Origin of the sequence: Nocardiopsis camelliae (assembly GCF_028993595.1) — a bacterium.
Classification (GTDB): domain Bacteria; phylum Actinomycetota; class Actinomycetes; order Streptosporangiales; family Streptosporangiaceae; genus Nocardiopsis; species Nocardiopsis dassonvillei.
Map to the genome: position 1 here is coordinate 3729557 of NZ_CP118614.1, position 17683 is coordinate 3747239.

A 17683-nucleotide genomic window follows, 5' to 3' on the forward strand; every position below is an offset into this window, starting at 1 on the left:
CTGCCGCGGGGGGCGGATCCGCCCCGCGCGGTGGGGGAGACTGGGGAGGTGAGCACCGAGAACAGCCGCCCCGGACCGCCCGTGACCAGTCCCTCGATCATCCTGTTGACCCTGGCGCGCGGTATCGAGACCGAACTGAACGCCGCGCTCGCGCCCCTGGACCTCACGGTCGCCCGGCTCGGGCTGCTCGGCCACATCTCCGGGGTTGCGGGCGCCTCGTTCAGCGACCTGGCGCGGATGTCGGGGATCACGGTCCAGAGCGTGCACGGCTCGGTGAAGTCGCTGGTCGCCGCGGGCCTGGTGCGCGACCGCACGTCGCGGGCCGGGGCCGCCTCGGCGATCGAGATCACCGACGAGGGCGCCCGCCTGCTCGACGCGGCCAGGCAGGCGGTGGCCTCGGTGGACACCGCGATGTTCGGGCCGGAGGCCGACCCCGTGCAGCGGCGGGTGGGCGAGGCCGTGCGGGCGGCCTTCGGCGCCCCGGGCGGCTCCTGAGACCGGCGGTCCGCCGCCGCTCCCGTTTCCCGGCAGTTCCCGGGGTCGTGAACCGACCCCTCCTTCAGTCTGCCTGAAGCCAGGGGTATCCTTCAGGCAGCCTGAAGGAAGAAGGACATCCCATGGAACACCTGCTGCTCTCGGTCCACGTGCTCGCCGCCATCGTGTTCGTCGGCGGATCCACCGTCGCGGCCAGCCTCTTCCCACGGTTCGCCCCCGTCGCCGTGCCCGCTGCCGTGGGCGCCGCCGACCCGGGGAGCGCGGACGCGCCCACGGGCGCCCGCTCCCCCGACGAGCGCGACCCGGGCGAGCGCAACACCGCCGTGGCCGCCCTGCTGCACCGCATCACCCGCGGCTACGCCGTCGCCGGAATCGTCGTCCCCGCGGTCGGGATCGCCCTGGCCCTGCTCCAGGGCCGGATGGGCGAGGTCTGGATCATCGTCTCGATGCTGCTCACGGCCCTGGCGGGCCTGATGCTGGCCGCGCTGATCCACCCCCGCCAGCGCGAGGCGCTCCGCAGGCCCGGCGACCCCCGCGCGCTGCGCACGCTGTCGATGATCACCGGGGTCTACAACCTGGTGTGGGCGTCCGTCGTCGTGCTCATGATCGTCCGCTCGGGCTCGGGGGCGTGACCAGCGCCCCGGGAGCGGGATAGGTGTGACGCGGGTGGGGAATGGTGCCGGAAGCGGCGCACACCCGCGCCGCCTCCGGCCACGTGTGGGGGTAAGCGAAAATGTCTCAGCGGGTACAAGGGGTGATCTCCCGGTCCAAGGGGGCTCCGGTGGAGATCACCACGGTCGTCGTGCCCGATCCGGGGCCCGGCGAGGCCGTGGTCAGGGTGCAGGCGTGCGGGGTGTGCCACACCGACCTGCACTACCGCGAGGGCGGCGTCAACGACGAGTTCCCCTTCCTGCTCGGGCACGAGGCCGCGGGCATGGTGGAGTCCGTGGGCGAGGGCGTGACCACCGTCGCGCCGGGTGACCACGTGATCCTGAACTGGCGCGCGGTGTGCGGGGACTGCCGCGCCTGCCGCCGGGGGCGGCACCAGTACTGCTTCGACACGCACAACGCCGAGCAGCGGATGACGCTGGAGGACGGCACCGAACTCTCCCCCGCCCTGGGCATCGGCGCGTTCGCGGAGAAGACCCTGGTCGCCGCGGGGCAGTGCACCAAGGTGGACCCGCAGGCCTCGCCCGCCGCGGCCGGCCTGCTGGGCTGCGGGATCATGGCCGGGATCGGCGCCGCCGTCAACACCGGCGGCGTGGGCATCGGGGACTCGGTCGCCGTCATCGGCTGCGGCGGCGTGGGCAGCGCGGCCGTCGCGGGCGCGCGGCTGGCCGGGGCCGGACGGATCATCGCCGTGGACCTGGAGGACCGCAAACTCGAATGGGCGCGCGGTTTCGGCGCCACCCACACCGTCAACGCCTCCTTCACCGACCCGGTCGAGACCATCCGCGACCTGACCGGCGGTTTCGGCGCCGACGTGGTGATCGACGCCGTGGGCACGCCCAGGACCTACGAGCAGGCCTTCTACGCGCGCGACCTGGCGGGCACGGTCGTGCTGGTGGGCGTGCCCACACCGGAGATGCGCCTGGACCTGCCGCTGCTGGACGTGTTCGGCCGCGGCGGGGCGCTGAAGTCCTCCTGGTACGGCGACTGCCTGCCCTCGCGCGACTTCCCGGTGCTCATCGACCTCTACCTCCAGGGGCGCCTGGACCTGGACGGCTTCGTCACCGAGGAGATCGGACTCGGCGAGGTCGAGGAGGCCTTCGCCCGGATGGAACGCGGCGACGTCCTGCGCTCGGTGGTGATCCTGTGAGCGGCGCGCGGGTGGAACACCTGACCACCTCGGGGGTCTTCGCCCTGGACGGCGGGGAGTGGGAGGTCGAGAACAACGTCTGGATCGTGGGCGACCGGGACCAGGCCCTGGTCATCGACGCCGCGCACGACGCGGGCGCGATCCTGGGCGCGGTGGGCGACCGCGAACTCGTGGCGGTGGTGTGCACGCACGCGCACAACGACCACGTCAACGCGGCCCCGGCGCTGGCCGAGGCCACGGGTGCGCCCATCCTGCTGCACCCGGCCGACCGGGTGCTGTGGGACATGACCCACCCCGACCGCGCGCCCGACGCGGAACTGTCCCAGGGACAGGTCGTCACCATCGCCGGGACCGGGCTGACCGTCCTGCACACCCCGGGCCACGCCCCGGGGGCCGTGTGCCTGTACGCGCCCGACCTGGGCGTGCTGTTCAGCGGCGACACCCTGTTCCAGGGCGGCCCGGGGGCGACGGGACGGTCCTACTCGGACTTCCCGACGATCGTGGAGTCCATCCGCGACCGGCTGTTCAGCCTGCCGGAGGAGACGGTGGTCAACACCGGGCACGGCCCGTCCACGACGATCGGCGCCGAGGCGCCCCACCTCCAGGAGTGGATCGACCGGGGGCACTGAGGACCGCGGTGCGCGGCCCGCGGGCCGGGCCGCGCCCTCGGCGCCGCGGGCCGCCGCAGGGAACGCACCGGCGCGGCCGCCCGCTCAGGCGGAGCGGGCGCGGGTGAGGCCCGCCCCGTACTCCATCGCGGCGAGCACCGCCGGTACGAACCGCCCGGAGAGCCGTGCCAGCAGGTCCGGGGCGAGGACGACGCGCAGCGCGCCCGGCGCGAAGGTGGCCAGCGCGCGCCCGACCAGGGGATCGTCCCGGCGGGCGCGCAGGCCCGCCACCGTGTCCGGCCAGTGCCGCTCCTGGACCGCGCCGAAGGCGGCGGCGGTGGTCCAGAGCGCGAACAGCGGCCCGGAACCGGTGCCCAGGTGCTCGGCGCAGTCCCGGCGCAGCTCCTCCGGCGACGCGCCCCACTCCGCCAGGACCCGCGGTGTGGGCCGGTGGGCCTCGGGCACGTCGTCGCCGGTGTCGATGACCACGGCCTCCCCGGTGTTCCAGCGCAGGAACGGCAGCAGCGGGGGCAGGTCCAGGACCGGCCCGTCGAAGCGGGCGCCCTCCGCCGCGAAGCAGGCCGAGTGCCGGAGCCCGTGTTCGTCGTTGCCCTTGATGCTGGGCAGGTCCTCGTGCTCGACCAGGTTGGGCGCCGCGACCAGGGCGGGGGTGCCGCGCTCCCGCAGGAACCGCAGGGCGGCGCGGTCGTCGGAGCGGCCCCCGGCGCCGCGCAGGTAGCGGCCCATGTCCAGGGCCAGCTCGCGTGGCAGGAGCAGGGCTGGGGTCGGCATGTACGGGTTGATCACCGGTACCGCTCCGGCGCCGGTGAACACCGCCCACCGGGCCAGGTAGGCGGTGCGCGAACCCCATTCCACGAAAAGGGAGAGCGCGGCATCCGGACGTCCTTGCACCGCGTCGCACACGGAATCGGCGAAATCCGCGCAGACGCGGACGTCGTCCTGGAGGACGAGGTGGTGGGTGGAGTCGAAGCGTTCCGCGCTGGAGAAGGCGACCCGGGAGGCGCGCAGGGAGCTGGGCGGACCGTCGGGCTCGGGGTCCACGGCCAGGCAGGCGTCCGTGATCCCGAGGGAGTCCAGGACGCGGCGTGCGGCGGAGATCCGGCGGGGGTGGGTCATGACGGACGCGGACAGCACGACGGGAGAAAGGGGGTTCGGCATATGCCGAGAATAACCGGAAAACGGTTGGAGGCAAGGCCTGGGGAAATTATTTTCCTTTCCCCATAAACCCTTACCCGGCCAGATTAGCACACGCCTCGGGGTGATTTCCGTTCCGCGGTTCGCGGCGCGCGGCCGCCGGAGGGTGGAACCCCGACCCCGGAGGCCTGTGAGCTGCTGATACGCACCCTGCAGGCCCGCTCCTTTCTTCACAGGACACCTACTGCCGAAAGGCATGTTTCACCCAGCGGAACTACCACCGGGTAACCAGGGAGAACCGAAGGACACGCGGCCGGGGAATGAGCGGAACACGGCGGCCGGAGGGCTCTCGTCCCCGCATGGGCGTCGTCACAGCGGACCGAATCCCTTTACCAGCAGGGCATTCCAACACCGTAATTCGGATCACTCGACGTGTTGGGTAAAGCGGGGATTGCCTGCTCCTAGCCTTGTGTTGGAGGCGGAAGTGATCCCGGGACCCTCTGGTCCTCTCATGGGACTTCTGTCGGCGCCCCGCCCGAAGGCGGTTCACGGCGCCCCCGCGTACCGCGCACCGCTCGTTGTTACTTCTCCCCGCGTTGGAGCCTCGGTGACCCTTGCTTCCGCACGCCCGAACCGTCGTGCCCAGCTCACCCCGGACGTCCAGGTCGTCCCGGACGCACAGAACGTCCCTACCGCCGACAACCCCCTGAACCACCACGACGTGCCGCCCCAAGCCGGGCCGTCCCGCCAGGAGGTCACGGCCGCCACGGCGCGCACGCGCCGCCGCACGCTGCTGCTCGTCATCGTCCTCGGCGTGCTGTCCGCGATCGGCCCGCTCGCCACCGACCTGTACCTGCCCGCGCTGCCCCAGATCGCCTCCGACCTGGGCACCAGCGAGGCCAGCGTCAAGCTCACCCTGACCTCGGTGATGGCCGGTCTGGCCCTGGGCCAGCTCGTCATCGGCCCGCTCAGCGACCGGTGGGGCCGCCGAGCGCCGCTGCTGGTCGGCATCGGCGTGTTCACCGCCACCACCCTCGCCATCGCGGCGGTCGACAGCGTGGAGATGTTCAGCCTGCTGCGCTTCGGCCAGGGGCTGTCGGCCGCGGCCGGACTGGTCATCTCCCGCGCGATCGTGCGGGACGTGTTCGACGGCGACGCCGCCGCCACCTTCTTCTCCCGGCTGGTGCTGCTCTCCGGCCTGGCCCCGATGCTCGGCCCGATCCTGGGCGGCCAGCTGCTCTTCTTCGGGCCCTGGCAGCTGCTCTTCGCCGTGCTCGGCGCCACCGGGCTGGCGACCTTCGCCCTGGTGCTGTTCGGCCTGCCCGAGAGCCTGCCGCCCGAGCAGCGCGAGCGGGTCAGCCCGCGTGCGCAGCTGCGCGTGTTCGGCCGCCTGCTGCGCGACGTCCGCTTCACCGCTCCCACGCTCACGCTCGCGCTGAGCTTCGGGATGAGCTTCACCTACATCTCGACGTTCTCGTTCGTGGCCCACTCGCGCTTCGGGGCCAGTGCCCAGGAGTTCAGCCTGGTGTTCGCGGTGACCACGCTCGGCATGATCATCGGCAACCAGCTGAACGCCTACCTCATCCGCCGGGTCGAGATCCACCGCCGCCTGTTCCTGGGCCTGGCCGGGTCGATCGCCTCGGTGGCCTCGCTGGCGCTGCTGGGGTCCGCGGGCGGAGCGAGCCTGGTGACGGTGACCGTCGCGCTGTTCGTGATGATGGTGTTCACCGGGCTGGTGTCGCCGAACGCCACCGCTCTGGCCCTGGACGGGCAGCCGCCGAGGATCGCCGGAAGCGGCTCGGCCCTGCTGGGCACCCTCCAGTTCGGCATCGGCTCCGGTCTGGCCTCGACCGCCGGGCTGACCGGCCCGGTGACCCTGTCCAGCATGACCGCGGTCATGCTCGCCACGGCCGTGGCCGCCGCGGTGGTTTTCACCGCTTTCGCGGTGCGTACGCGACACACCGCGCCGGCCGCCGCCTGAGTGTCGGTGCGCACGGCTAGTGTGATTCGCTCGTTCAGGCCAGACCCGAGGAGCGCGACGTGTTCCCCAGCCCCCAGGCGCAGTCCCTGACCAGTGAGGTACCCGGCGTGTGGGAGGAGGTGCTCCCCCACCTGGCGGAGTCGGCCGCGACGTGCTGGCTGACCGTGACTCGCGCGGACGACCACCCGCACACCCGGCCGCTGCTGGCGGTGTGGGTGGACGGACAGCCCTTCTTCGCGTCGGGCGAGGGCACCGCCAAGTCCCGGCTGCTGGCCGCGTCCCCGCAGGTCAGCCTGGCCTTCACCACCGGCGTCATGGACGTGGTGGTGGAGGGCGCCGCCGAACGGGTGCTGGACCCGGAGCTGCTGGGCCGGGTGGCCGCGGGCTACGCCGAACGCCACGGGTGGGCCCCGCTCGCCGGGGACGGCGGGCTGACCGGCCCGGAGGGGGCGCCGACCGCGGGCCCGCCGCCCTACCGGGTGTTCACGATCCCCCCGTCCACGGTGTTCGCCTTCCCGGTCTCCGACCTGCCGCACGGGCCCACCAGGTGGCGGTTCGACGTGTGGCCCTGAGCCGCGAACGGCGCGCGTTCTGGGGCGGGAGGGGTCTCCAGGGAAGCGGGAGGCGGTACCGGGTGAAACGTCGCGTCTCGCGGGTATAGGCCCCGGCGAAGACAACCGATCCACCGTCCCCCATCCCCTGGAGGCAGAGCGTGCGAGTACGCATCGTTCTTTCGACCCTCGTCGTCCTGTGGCTGCTCATCGGGCTGATCGCCGCGTTCCAGCGCGGTCTGTTCAGCGACGACGAGACCTCGTGCTCGACGCTGGGCCACACCGTCGGAACCATCTTCGTCGGGCCGTTGAACTACATGGGGGTCAACCCGACCATCGAGTGCCCGCCCCTGCCCGAACCCTCCGAGTAGCGGATCCGGCGCCGCGTCCCCGCGGGGGCGCGGCGCCGCTCATCGCCCGCCCTCCGAGGAGGCGCGCCCGGGTTCGGGCCCCGGCGCGTCCGCCGGTTCCGGCAGGACCCGCGCGTCCCCGGCGAACGGCACCGTTGGCCCACTCGTTCGCCGGCGCGGTCACAGGGAACGGTAGTGGGCGCGCCGGGAGGGGTCGAGCTTCTCGATCGCGGCGCGCAGCAGGGGGCGCGGTGCACGGGCGGCGTGGTCGTCGAGGAAGGCCAGCAGCCGGTCGCGGTCCTTGTCCCCGGCGGCACGGAGCATCCACCCCACCGCCTTCTGCACCAGTTCGTGGTCGTCCTCCAGGAGGATCTGGGACAGGGCGAAGGTGTCTTCGAGGTCGTCGTGGGCGATGAAGTGCGCCGTCGCCACGATGGCGGTGCGCCGCCGCCACGGGTCGTCCGAGCGCGCCAGGGTGTACAGGACCCCGCGGGGGCGCTCCCGCAGGTGGCGGCCGAGGACGTGGTGCGCGGCCAGGTCCACCAGGTCCCAGTTGTTGACGCGGTCGTGGCGGCGCAGGTACAGCTCCGCGAGCGCAGCGACCTGTTCGGGCGTGCTGCGCCGGTGGCGGGCCTTCTTCTCCATGATGCTCATCGCCCCGGCCCGGGCCTCGTGCACGGGGCTGTCCATCAGCTCCTCGACCTGGTCGAGGGGCATGTCCACGAACTCCTTGGCCAGAGCGAACACCGTGCCCATGCGCACGCCGACGAAGTAGTCGTCCTCGGGCTGGCGTCCGGCCTCGAAGCGGAAGTAGCGCTGGTACTTGCGGAGTTCCCCGTCGCTGCGGTGCTCGTCGAGGCGCGACAGGAAGGCTCGGGCGGTCAGCGGTGCGGTGGCCATGGCGGCACGGTAGACGTCCCCGGTGACATTCGGCGTGAACGCCGCAGTGAGGACGGCCCCCCTCGGCGTCCTCCCGGCGGCGCGGTCCCCCTCATCCCCGAGCGCGCCTGTCCTGTTCCATCTCCTCGCGCAGCTGCGCCAGGACGCCGTTGAGGAGCCGGGACACGTGCATCTGCGAGTAGCCGAGGCAATCGGCGATCTCGGACTGGGTGTGGTCGCCGAAGAAGCGCAGCATGAGGATCTCGCGCTCGCGCTCGGGCAGGCGTGCCAGGGCGGGCTTGAGCGACTCGCGCTGGACCACTAGTTCCAGGCCCTCGTCCTCGCTGCCCAGGTGGTCCTCCAGCCGGGTGCCCTCCTGGCCCTCGGAGTCGGCGGCGTCCGGCGCGTCCAGGGACAGGGAGCGGTAGGACTCCGAGACCTGGATGAGCTCGCTGACCTCGGCCTCGGGCAGCCCCATCTCCTCGGATAGTTCGTGGATCGTGGGCGTGCGCGCGTGGGCCTGCTGGAAGTCGTTGAGCGCCTGGCGCAGCTTGATCCGGTTCTCCTGGTGGCGCCGGGACACGCGCACGGCCCAGGTGTGGTCGCGGAAGTGCCGCTTGATCTCACCGGTGACCGTGGGCATCAGGTAGGAGATGAACGGCTTGCCGCGGTCGGGGTTGAAGCCGTGGATGGCCTTGACCAGCCCGAGCATGGCGGTCTGCTGCAGGTCGTCCAGCGGTTCGCCCCGGCCGTTGTAGCGGCGGGCGAGCTTGTTGACCAGCGGCTGGTAGAGGACCACGACCCGTTCGCACAGGTCGTCGGCCCGCGGGTCGTCCCTGTCCAGGGCGTGGAGTTCGGCGAGCATGTCCTCGGCGGTGGGGTCCTCGTCCCGGACCGGTCTGCGCGGTCCGGGGACGGCTGGTGTGCGGTCGAAGGTCTCGTGCGTCGCGTGGGGAACGTTGATGGACAAGAGGAAGCCCCCGGTGTCGTGTTCCTGTTGGATGCCTGATGTCTGCCTGGACGGCAGTGGGCTGACGGCACGCCCGCGCTGACGATCGAGGTGGGCGGCCGGGATCCGGCGGGGGATGATCGCGATGTGAGGAGTACGTTCCCTGAGAAATGGGCCCAAAAGCCGCCGGGAGGAAATTTTTCGCCATGCACCATAAACCGGTCTGCCGTACGCATGCGGCGGCTGGAAAAGCAGGGGAAAAGCGCCCGGGCCCCGGCAGCACGCCGTACCACCAGGTGGCGCGACGGCCCGTCGCCCCTTGCCCGCACGGACGCGTAAGGGCGCCGCAACCACCGCGGCCCGCGCACCGGCCACGACCGCTTCCGCAATCTTTATTTTACTCGAACGTGCGTTTGGCTGTTTTACCGGTGAATACAAACCTCGCCCGAAGAACCAGGCAACGGGGTCGACCGCTTTCGGCGAAAAGGCGCTCCGGCCCCAGGGGTCGGACCACGGGGAGTCACAGACCGTCGGCCAGGGTCATGCGCACGGCCTCGCGAGCGGCGTCGACGACGTTCGAGCCGCCGGCCTCGATCTCGTGGGTGACCGCTGCCACCGCCGCCCCCGTCACCGCGCCGACGAGAACGCGGGCCCGGCGGGCCGAGATCTCGGGAGCCACGCGGCCCAACTCCTCCCCACCATCCAGACCTTCCTCCCCGCGATGCTGGAGAGGGGAGCCCCCGGACACGTGGTCACCACCGCCTCCGCCGCAGGGCTCGCGGTGTTCCCCGAGCGCGGTTCCGGCTACACCTACCACGCTTCCAAGTACGCCGTCATCGGCCTGACGGAGGCCCTTCGGCGCGGGCTGGACGACATCGGCTCGCCGGTCAGCGCCTCCGTGCTGATCCCGGGCCTCGTCGCCACCCGGGTGGCCGACAACAGCGTCGAGCACGCTCCCGGCGACAGCATCGATCCCGACGAGCGCGACCGGATCTCCGAGATGGTGGCCGCCGGAACCGCGGCGGCGGCCGCCCACGGCCGCGACATCGATTCGGTCGGAGCCCAGACCGCGGCCGCGGTCGAGGCCGACACCCTCTACATCCCCACCGATCGGCTCGCGGAGAAAGCCGTCCTGGCGCGCGCCAAGGCCGTCGTCGAAGCGATGCCCCCGGCCAGCGGCTACGACAGCGGCCTGTCCACCGCGATGCGGTCCCGTCGCGCGGACAGGGCGTCCGACGGAACTCGGTGACCACGCGGCCGCGGTGCGGGCGAGGCGGGTCGGATGTCCGGAGGGGGCACCGCGCGGTCGCGGGGCGCCTCAGTCCGCGGGCCGCGGGCGCAGCAGGTCGGGTTCGATGTAGATGATCGCGGCGATGGGCACCGCCTCGCGGATCCGCCGCTCCGCCTCGTCGATGGCGGCGGTGACGCGGCGGGCGTCGTCCTCGGCGTCCACGGCCACCTTGGCCGCGACCAGGAGCTCCTCGGGGCCCAGGTGCATCGTGCGCATGTGGATGACGGCGTCGATGTCCGCGCAGCCCAGGATGGCCTCGCGGATGAGGCGGATGTGCTCCTCGCTGGCCGACTCACCGATGAGCAGGCTCTTCATCTCCACCGCCAGGACCACCGCGAACACCATCAGCAGCAGTCCGATGGCCCCCGAGCCGAGCCCGTCCCAGACGCCGTTGCCGGTGATCAGGGTGAGGCTGACACCGGCCAGGGCGAAGGCCAGGCCGATGAGGGCGCCGGTGTCCTCCAGCAGGATCACCGGCAGCTCCGGGGCCTTGGTGCGGCGGATGAAGCCGAACCAGCCGACCCGGGCGCGCGCCGTCCTGGTCTGGCGCATCGCGGTGCGCAGCGCCGTCGACTCCAGGACGGCGGCCACCAGCAGCACCACGACGGGGACCCACTGCCAGGAGGTGATCGGGTGCGGGTCGCGGATCTTCTCCCATGCCTCGTACAGGGCGAACAGCCCGCCGAGGGTGAACAGCACGATCGCCACCAGGAAGGCGTAGACGTAGCGCTCGTGGCCGAAGCCGAAGGGGTGTTCGCGGGTGGCCGTGCGCCTGGCCCGCCGCCCGCCGACCAGCAGCAGGAGCTGGTTGCCGGAGTCGGCCACCGAGTGCACCGACTCGGCGAGCATGGCCGACGAGGCGGTCAGGAGGTAGGCGACGAACTTGGTCGCGGCGATCCCGAGATTGGCCGCCAACGCCATGACCACGGCCTTCGTGCTGTCCTCGCCACTCACCGCGTCGCCTCCTCGTCAGCCGCGGACCGCACGGCCCGGGGATACGGGGCGGGCGGTCGGCGCGGCCGCACCGGCCGGGGTCGCCCGAGGCGGTCGGGTCCGCGCCCCGGACTGTCCCAGGTTCGGGGGAGCCCGGTGCCCGTGCAAGCACCCCCGCGGCCGTGTCGGGCCGCGGGCTAGGAGCGCTCGGCCGCGCGGGAGCGCACGCGCAGTTCTATCCCGTCCAGGAGCCAGTCCAGCCCCCGCGCGAAGGCCTCCTCCGGGGTCGGGCCCGCGGTGGTCATGCGTTCGACGGCCGGGTAGCGCCCCGTCGCACCCGCGCGGGCGGCCAGGAAGGCGTCCTGGACCGTGTCCCACGTGCGACCGTCGGGGGTGGTCCAGGCCCCGGCCCGGTCGGCCTGAACGACCAGGGCGACGTGCCCGCGGACGTAGCCGTCCACGGCCTCCACGACGGTGAACACCTCGTGGTCGCTCAGGCCGGTGCCGTCGAAGATCCGCACGGCGGAGTCGACCCAGGCGAAGGTGTGCGGGCCGACCGGCTGCCCGGTGCCCGTGAGTTCGACGAGCCAGGGGTGCTCGCGGTAGGAGCGCAGGTCCTCGTGGGCCCATGCCCGGACCTTATCCCGCCAGGTGCCGGCGCGGGTGTGCGGCAGGACCGCTTGGCCGACCATCGTGTCCACCATCAGGGCGATCAGGGCCGACTTGTCGGGGACGTAGGTGTAGAGCGTGGCGGCGCCCACGCCGAGCCGGGAGGCGACCCCGCGCATGGACAGCGCGTCGACGCCCTCCTCCTCCGCCACCAGCATGGCGGCCTCGACGACGCGCTCCACCGTGAGGTTGTGCCGGGGGCCGCGCCGGGGCCGCCGGGGGCCGTCCCACAGCAGTTCGAGCGTGGCCGTGGGGTCGTGGACGTGGGCCACTCTCGCCTCCTCGGAAAAACTCCGTACACTGTTCGGAAAAGGTCGAACGCCGTACGGAGTTTATCCCGGGAAGGCCGCCATGCCGGACGAGCCCCGCTCCACGCCCCCATCCGACACCGCGCCCCGCGTCCCGGGGGCCGCACGCCCCCGGGCGAACCCCGTGGCCCTGGCCGTCCTGGTCTGCGCCGCCGCAACCCTGGTCGGCGCGCTCGCCGCGGCCGCCTCGACGTCGGTTCCGGGCACGGCAGGGGCCCCCGGCTCCCTGCCCGCCCTGGCCGTGCGGGCCGCGCTGTGCACGGCGCTGGTGCCGCCGCTGCTGTGGGCCGCCCGCCGCTTCCTGGACCGCACGCCGTTCCCCGCGTTCGGCCTCGCGCCCCGGGGATGGTCCGGCCCGCTGGCCGCCGCCCTCACCGTCCTGCTCGCCTCGGCGGTGCTCCTGGGGGCGGCGTGGGCCCTGGGCGCGGCCACCCCGGACACCGGCGCGGTCGGGGACGCCGCCCCGGCCCTGGCCGTGGCCCTGCCCCTGCTCCTGGCGGCCCAGATCCTGCCCGAGGAACTGGTCTTCCGCGGCTACGCGCAGCACCATCTGGGTCTGCGGTACTCCCCGTGGGCGGCCGTCCCGGGTCAGGCCGCCCTGTACACGCTCTTCGCCGCCGCGGTCACCGGCTCGGCGGCGCTCTCCGGCGAGGTGTTCCTCCTGGGCCTGTTCCTCGGGGCCCTGAGAACGACCACCGGGGAGGTGTGGACGCCGCTGGCCGCGCGAACGGCCCTGACCGCCGTCGGCGTGCTCTCCGAGGAACTCGGCCTGCGCCTGTCCTCCGCTCCGGAACCCTGGCAGTCGGTGCTCTCCCTCGGTCCGGGCCTGGCCGCCTTCTGGGTCGTGCACGCGTTGCGCGACCGCGGCCGGGTGGGCGGCCCGTCCCCCGACGCGGGCGGGCCGCGCCGCCCGCTGGCGCAGAAGGGGATCCTGTACGACGTCGGCTCCAGCTACCTGCCCGGTCAGAACTCCCGGCCGCGGTGGCGCCCGGATGTGGTGGACCGGGAGATGCGGGTGATCCGCGAGGACCTGCACTGCACGGCGGTCACCGTCTTCGGCGAGGACCTCGGGCGGCTGGAGGAGGCGGCCCGCCTGGCGCTGGGCCGGGGGCTGTACGTGTGGGTCCAGCCCCGCCTGGTCGACGCCGCGCCGGGCGAGCTGACGGCCAACCTGGGCCGGGCCGCCGAGGCCGCCGAACGGCTGCGCCGCGACCACCCCGAACGGGTGGGCCTCAACGTGGGGTGCGAGATCAGCCTGTTCGCCACCGGGGTGCTGCCCGGCCGCGACCTCGACCGACGCACGCGCGCGCTGGGCCTGCTCTTCCCCCTGCTGCCGTGGTTCGACCGCAGGCTCAACCGGCTGCTGCGCGAGATGGCGGGCACCGCGCGCGGGGGGTTCCACGGGCCGCTCACCTACGGTTCCGGCACCTGGGAGAGCGTGGACTGGGCACCGTTCGACGTGGTCGGCGTGGACTACTACCTGGACGAACTCACCCGCCGCTCCTACCGGCAGGGGCTGCGGCGGCTGCGCGCCCACGGCAAGCCGGTGGTCGTCACCGAGTTCGGCTGCTGTTCCTACGAGGGAGCCCGGGACAGGGGCGGCTCGGGCTCGGACATCCTGGACTGGAGCGACCTGGGGGACCGCAGGGTCAGGGGCGGCCACGTGCGCGACGAGCGCGTGCAGGCCGATCTCATCGGCGACCTGCTGGACGTGTTCGAGACCGAGGAGGTGCACGGGGCGTTCGTGTGCATGTTCATCGAGGGCGACTGCCGTTACTCCCCCGATCCCACCCGCGACCAGGACATGGCCAGTTTCGGGATCGTGCGCCCGCCACCGCTGGAGTCGGGGCTGTCCCCCGACGACGGCCACTGGGAGCCCAAGCTGGCCTTCCACACCCTGGCCGCCCGCTACGCCGAGGAGGCGCCCGACCGCGTGGACTGAGCCGCGGTCGGCGCGGTGCCGGTCAGGCGGTGCGGTCGCGCAGCTCGCGTTTGAGGATCTTGCCGGAGGCGTTGCGCGGCAGCTCAGCCACCACCCGCACCTCCTTGGGAACCTTGAACGCCGCCAGGCCGGCGCGCACGTGCTCCACCAGGTCGTCGGGCAGGGTCTCGGGGTCGGCCTCCCCGGTGGGCACCACGAACGCGGTCACCGCCTCGATCCACCTCTCGTCGGGCGCGCCGACCACCGCGGCCTCGGCCACCCCGGGGTGGGTGTACAGGGCGTCCTCCACCTCACGGGAGGCCACCAGCACGCCGCCGGTGTTGATGACGTCCTTGATCCGGTCCACCACCTCGATGTAGCCCTCGGCGTCGGCGCGCACCAGGTCACCGGAGTGGAACCAGCCGTCCCGGAAGGCCTCCCGGGTCTCCTCGGGCTTGTCCCAGTAGCCCCGGCACAGCTGCGGCGACCGGTACACCACCTCGCCCAGCTCCCCGGGGGCGACGTCGCGGCCGTCGCCGTCCACCACCCTGAGCTCCACGAACAGGGCGGAGCGGCCCGCGGAGGCGGGGCGCGCGTCGTGCTCCTCGGGGCGCAGCACGGTGGCCAGCGGGCCGATCTCGCTCTGGCCGAAGCAGTTGTACAAGCCCAGTCCGGGCAGGGTGGAGCGCAGCCTGTCCAGCACCGGGCCGGGCATGACGGAGGCCCCGTAGTAGGCCTTGCGCAGGCTCGACAGGTCGCGCCGGGTGAAGTCGGGGTGGCCCGCCATCGCCACCCACAGCGTGGGCGCGGCGAAGAAGGCCCGGTGGCCGGACGTCTCGATCCGCTCCAGCAGGTCGGCGGGGTCGGGCGCCTCCACCAGGGTGTTGCGCGCCCCGACCGCCAGCCACGGCATGAGGAAGACGTGCATCTGCGCGCTGTGGTAGAGCGGCATGGCGTGCAGGGGCTCGTCGTCGGCGGACAGGTCCAGGCCCACCACGCAGGACAGGTACTCGTGGACGAGCGCCCGGTGGGTCATCATCGCGCCCTTGGGGCGGGAGGTGGTGCCGGAGGTGTACAGCAGCTGCACCAGGTCGGTGTCGCGGACCTCGGCGTCCAGTCCGGGCACCGGCCCCTCCAGGCTGTCGGCGAGCAGCGAGCCGGGGCCCTCGCGCAGCTCCAGCACCTGTTCCACGCCGGTCTCGGCGCGCAGCGCGTCCACGGCCGGGCGCAGGGCGGGATCGGTCAGGACGACGGTGCTGCCCGACTGCTCCAGCAGGTAGGCCAACTCCTCCCCACGGAGGGCGAAGTTGATCGGCACGTGGACCAGTCCCGCCCGGGCGCAGGCCAGGAACCCGATGAGGTAGGCGTCGGAGTTCCTGCCGTAGGCCGCGACCCTGTCGCCCCGGACGGCGCCGAGGCCGAGCAGGCGTGCGGCGGCGCGGGTGACCGCGGCGTCCAGGTCGGCGTAGGTCCAGTCGCGCCCGCCGAAGACCAGCGCGGTACGCCCCGGGGTGCGTGCCGCGCTGCGCCGGAGGACGTCGTCCACGGTGCTGGATGTCGTCGAACCGGTCATGTCCTGCCTCCCGCCCGTCGGTACGGCCCTTGGAGCCGTCGGCAGGACCCATCCTGTGGTGCACGGACCGCACTGGCAACACCCGGCGGCGGGCCCCGCCGGCCGGAGCGGGTCAGCTCCTGAGGAACTCCAGCAGGTCCCGGTTGAACCTCTCCTTGTCGCCCGGCACGAGGGCGATGCCGTGGGAGCCGCCCTCGTAGACCTTCAGGGTGGCGTCCGGGATGATCCGCGCCGACTTGCGGCCGGTGGCGTCGATCGGCACGACCTGGTCGTCGTCGCCGTGCACCACCAGGGTCGGGACGTCGAAGCGGCGCAGGTCCTCGGTGAAGTCGGTGTAGCCGAAGGCGTCCACGCAGCGCACACCCGCCTCGACGGCCTGGTGCATGGCCATGAACCAGAAGGCGTCCTTGTTGCCCTGGGTGACCTTGTTCCCGGGGCGATCGGCGCCGAAGAAGCCCTCCGCGGTCTCCCTCCAGAACTGCGAGCGCTCCCTGAGGATGCCCTCCTTGATCCCGGTGAGGACCTCCTCGGGCACCCCCTCGGGGTTGGTGTCGGACCTGACCATGACCGGCGGGACCGCGGACAGCAGGACGGCCTGGCGCACGCGCCGGGTGCCGTGGCGCCCGATGTAGCGGGCGAGCTCGCCACCGCCCATCGAGTGGGCCACCAGCGTGACGTCCCGGAGGTCCAGGTGGTTCATGAGGTCGTTCAGGTCGTCGGCGAAGGTGTCGAAGTCGTAGCCGCTCCAGGGCTGGCCGGAGCGGCCGTGGCCGCGGCGATCGTGGGCGAGGCCGCGGAAGCCGTTGTCGGCCACCCACTTCATCTGGTCCTCCCACGCGTCGGCGTTGAGCGGCCAGCCGTGGACGAACACGACCGGTCGACCGCTCCCCCAGTCCTTGTAGAAGATCTCGACGCCGTCGCGGGTGGTCACGTGAGCCATGGGAACCGTTTCCTCCTCCTCGTGCGGACGGGGTGTCACCCCGGGTCGCGCCGTGCCCGCCCCCGGAACGGGGCGCACGGGCCACGACCAGGTTGCCCTCCGCTCCGACCTGCGGAAACCGGGGTTCCCCAAGCATGGGACAGGCTTTGCGGGAGTGCGGCGGAGCCGGGGGCCCGGCCCTGCCGCACCGCGCCCTTGCCAGGCGGGATCCCACGGCCCTAGGTTGTCCGTTGTCGTGCAACCACCGGGCGGGAGCAGCATGAGGATTCTTGTCGTGGGAGCCGGAGCGGTCGGCGGCTACTTCGGAGCGCACCTGGCCCGGGCGGGCCGTGACGTGGACTTCCTCGTCCGCCCCGACCGCGCCGCGCTCCTTCGCGAACACGGTCTGCGCGTGCGCGACGTGCGAGGACGCGTGGAGGTAGTGCCGGTCCGCGCGGTCACCGCCGACCAGGTGGGCCCCGACTACGACCTGGTGATCGTGGCCGTCAAGTCGTACGGGTTCGACGACGCCCTCAAGGACCTGTCCCCCGCCGTGGGCCCGCGGACCACGGTGCTGCCCTTCCTCAACGGCATGCGCCACGTCGACGCCCTGGTCGACCGCTTCGGCGCCGACCGGGTCTACGGAGGCGTGGCCATGGTGATGACGCGCCTGGGCGAACAGGGGGAGATCGTCCAGGTCGGCACCATGGGCCAGCTGATCTACGGACCGCTGGGCGAACACCCCGTCGTCGCGCCGCAGGACGTGCACGCCGCGCTGGACACCGGGGACCACACCGCCACCTCCGCCGCCGACATCCGCCAGGAACTGTGGGACAAGTGGGTGTTCCTGGCGACCCTGGGCGCGTGCACCTGCCTGATGCGCGGCCCCATCGGCCGGGTCAACAGCGCGCCCGGCGGCCAGGAGTTCACCGCCGCCGTCTTCGCCGAGGCCATCGCCGTGGCCACCGCCTCCGGCCACCCGCCGGGCGGGGCGGCCCGCGAGAGGGCCGACGCGGTCATCGCCGACACCACGTCCTCGACCACGACCTCCATGTACTGGGACCTGACCCGCGGCAACCCCGTGGAGGCCGACCACATCGTCGGCGACCTGGTCTCGCGGGGCCGGGAGCTCGGTGTGCCCACGCCGCTGTTCTCGCTGGCGTACACGCACCTGAGCGTCTACGGGGCGGGCCGCGGGTAGGCTGCTCCCGTCCGCCGACCGCCCCGGTGGCGCTGGCCCCGCCCGCGGCACGCCGTGGCCCGGCCCCCGTCACGATCGGAA

General features: G+C 72.9%; 18 protein-coding genes. 10 read left to right on the plus strand and 8 right to left on the minus strand.

Going from position 1 to position 17683, the window contains the following annotated elements; translation table 11 throughout:
- Positions 1-48 precede the first annotated feature (48 nt).
- From PV789_RS16410 to PV789_RS16425, 4 genes are all read left to right on the plus strand, one after another.
- Positions 49-495 carry a MarR family winged helix-turn-helix transcriptional regulator gene (locus tag PV789_RS16410; protein ID WP_274973443.1) on the plus strand — a complete coding sequence of 149 codons (447 nt, stop codon included), beginning with the start codon at positions 49-51 and terminating at the stop codon, positions 493-495.
- A 122-nt stretch (positions 496-617) separates the two neighbouring features.
- The gene (locus PV789_RS16415; RefSeq protein ID WP_274973444.1) at positions 618-1127 is read left to right on the plus strand and encodes a hypothetical protein; all 510 of its coding nucleotides are present in this window, start codon (positions 618-620) and stop codon (positions 1125-1127) included.
- A 101-nt stretch (positions 1128-1228) separates the two neighbouring features.
- Positions 1229-2314 (plus strand): S-(hydroxymethyl)mycothiol dehydrogenase, encoded by a 1086-nt coding sequence (locus tag PV789_RS16420; RefSeq protein WP_274973445.1) that lies wholly within the window; start codon positions 1229-1231, stop codon positions 2312-2314.
- A complete protein-coding gene (locus tag PV789_RS16425; protein WP_212644105.1) occupies positions 2311-2943 on the plus strand; it encodes an MBL fold metallo-hydrolase in 633 nt (210 codons plus the stop codon). Before PV789_RS16420 ends, PV789_RS16425 begins: the two co-directional genes overlap by 4 nt.
- 84 nt (positions 2944-3027) lie before the next feature.
- Here PV789_RS16425 and PV789_RS16430 read toward each other — a convergent pair whose 3' ends face one another.
- The gene (locus PV789_RS16430; RefSeq protein ID WP_274973446.1) at positions 3028-4101 is read right to left on the minus strand and encodes a hypothetical protein; all 1074 of its coding nucleotides are present in this window, start codon (positions 4099-4101) and stop codon (positions 3028-3030) included.
- Positions 4102-4684: 583 nt separating this feature from the next.
- Between PV789_RS16430 and PV789_RS16435 the strand changes: the two genes are divergently transcribed.
- The 3 genes from PV789_RS16435 (at position 4685) to PV789_RS16445 (ending at position 6980) form a co-directional block, all read left to right on the plus strand.
- Entirely contained in the window at positions 4685-6058 is a 1374-nt protein-coding gene (locus PV789_RS16435) for a multidrug effflux MFS transporter (RefSeq protein WP_274973447.1), read from the plus strand.
- A 59-nt stretch (positions 6059-6117) separates the two neighbouring features.
- Positions 6118-6630 (plus strand): pyridoxamine 5'-phosphate oxidase family protein, encoded by a 513-nt coding sequence (locus tag PV789_RS16440; RefSeq protein ID WP_274973448.1) that lies wholly within the window; start codon positions 6118-6120, stop codon positions 6628-6630.
- 140 nt (positions 6631-6770) lie between these two features.
- On the plus strand, positions 6771-6980 hold the full coding sequence (locus PV789_RS16445) for a hypothetical protein (RefSeq protein ID WP_017567061.1): 210 nt from the start codon (positions 6771-6773) through the stop codon (positions 6978-6980).
- A 159-nt stretch (positions 6981-7139) separates the two neighbouring features.
- Here PV789_RS16445 and PV789_RS16450 read toward each other — a convergent pair whose 3' ends face one another.
- From PV789_RS16450 to PV789_RS16460, 3 genes are all read right to left on the minus strand, one after another.
- Positions 7140-7859, minus strand: coding sequence for a DNA alkylation repair protein (locus PV789_RS16450; RefSeq protein WP_274973449.1), 720 nt, complete (start codon positions 7857-7859; stop codon positions 7140-7142).
- Between the two features lie 91 nt (positions 7860-7950).
- Complete coding sequence (locus PV789_RS16455; protein WP_274973450.1) at positions 7951-8808, minus strand: SigB/SigF/SigG family RNA polymerase sigma factor; 858 nt, start codon at positions 8806-8808, stop codon at positions 7951-7953.
- A gap of 499 nt (positions 8809-9307) precedes the next feature.
- Entirely contained in the window at positions 9308-9466 is a 159-nt protein-coding gene (locus tag PV789_RS16460) for a hypothetical protein (RefSeq protein WP_274973451.1), read from the minus strand.
- A 21-nt stretch (positions 9467-9487) separates the two neighbouring features.
- Between PV789_RS16460 and PV789_RS16465 the strand changes: the two genes are divergently transcribed.
- A complete protein-coding gene (locus PV789_RS16465; RefSeq protein ID WP_302475401.1) occupies positions 9488-10036 on the plus strand; it encodes an SDR family NAD(P)-dependent oxidoreductase in 549 nt (182 codons plus the stop codon).
- A 69-nt stretch (positions 10037-10105) separates the two neighbouring features.
- On the opposite strand, the gene PV789_RS16470 is transcribed toward PV789_RS16465, so the two are convergent.
- Together PV789_RS16470 and PV789_RS16475 are read right to left on the minus strand one after the other, a co-directional pair.
- Positions 10106-11032, minus strand: coding sequence for a cation diffusion facilitator family transporter (locus PV789_RS16470; RefSeq protein ID WP_274973453.1), 927 nt, complete (start codon positions 11030-11032; stop codon positions 10106-10108).
- Between the two features lie 176 nt (positions 11033-11208).
- Positions 11209-11952: a TetR/AcrR family transcriptional regulator gene (locus PV789_RS16475; protein ID WP_274973454.1), complete on the minus strand. Its 744-nt coding sequence runs from the start codon at positions 11950-11952 to the stop codon at positions 11209-11211.
- Between the two features lie 79 nt (positions 11953-12031).
- Between PV789_RS16475 and PV789_RS16480 the strand changes: the two genes are divergently transcribed.
- Complete coding sequence (locus PV789_RS16480) at positions 12032-13930, plus strand: CPBP family glutamic-type intramembrane protease (RefSeq protein ID WP_274973455.1); 1899 nt, start codon at positions 12032-12034, stop codon at positions 13928-13930.
- Between the two features lie 22 nt (positions 13931-13952).
- Here PV789_RS16480 and PV789_RS16485 read toward each other — a convergent pair whose 3' ends face one another.
- The gene (locus PV789_RS16485; RefSeq protein WP_274973456.1) at positions 13953-15482 is read right to left on the minus strand and encodes an acyl-CoA synthetase; all 1530 of its coding nucleotides are present in this window, start codon (positions 15480-15482) and stop codon (positions 13953-13955) included.
- A gap of 112 nt (positions 15483-15594) precedes the next feature.
- Positions 15595-16422: an alpha/beta fold hydrolase gene (locus PV789_RS16490; protein ID WP_274973457.1), complete on the minus strand. Its 828-nt coding sequence runs from the start codon at positions 16420-16422 to the stop codon at positions 15595-15597.
- A gap of 259 nt (positions 16423-16681) precedes the next feature.
- Here PV789_RS16490 and PV789_RS16495 point away from each other — a divergent pair, with 259 nt between their 5' ends.
- Positions 16682-17602, plus strand: coding sequence for a ketopantoate reductase family protein (locus PV789_RS16495; RefSeq protein WP_274973458.1), 921 nt, complete (start codon positions 16682-16684; stop codon positions 17600-17602).
- The last annotated feature ends 81 nt before the right edge of the window (positions 17603-17683 follow it).

What these genes read in the sequence shown, in the direction of transcription:
- PV789_RS16485 (WP_274973456.1), bottom strand. Translation starts at nt 15,482, where the DNA reads ATGACCGGTTCGACGACATCCAGCACCGTGGACGACGTCCTCCGGCGC.
- PV789_RS16480 (WP_274973455.1), top strand. Translation starts at nt 12,032, where the DNA reads ATGCCGGACGAGCCCCGCTCCACGCCCCCATCCGACACCGCGCCCCGC.
- PV789_RS16420 (WP_274973445.1), top strand. Translation starts at nt 1,229, where the DNA reads ATGTCTCAGCGGGTACAAGGGGTGATCTCCCGGTCCAAGGGGGCTCCG.
- PV789_RS16415 (WP_274973444.1), top strand. Translation starts at nt 618, where the DNA reads ATGGAACACCTGCTGCTCTCGGTCCACGTGCTCGCCGCCATCGTGTTC.
- PV789_RS16495 (WP_274973458.1), top strand. Translation starts at nt 16,682, where the DNA reads ATGAGGATTCTTGTCGTGGGAGCCGGAGCGGTCGGCGGCTACTTCGGA.
- PV789_RS16430 (WP_274973446.1), bottom strand. Translation starts at nt 4,101, where the DNA reads ATGCCGAACCCCCTTTCTCCCGTCGTGCTGTCCGCGTCCGTCATGACC.
- PV789_RS16450 (WP_274973449.1), bottom strand. Translation starts at nt 7,859, where the DNA reads ATGGCCACCGCACCGCTGACCGCCCGAGCCTTCCTGTCGCGCCTCGAC.
- PV789_RS16490 (WP_274973457.1), bottom strand. Translation starts at nt 16,422, where the DNA reads ATGGCTCACGTGACCACCCGCGACGGCGTCGAGATCTTCTACAAGGAC.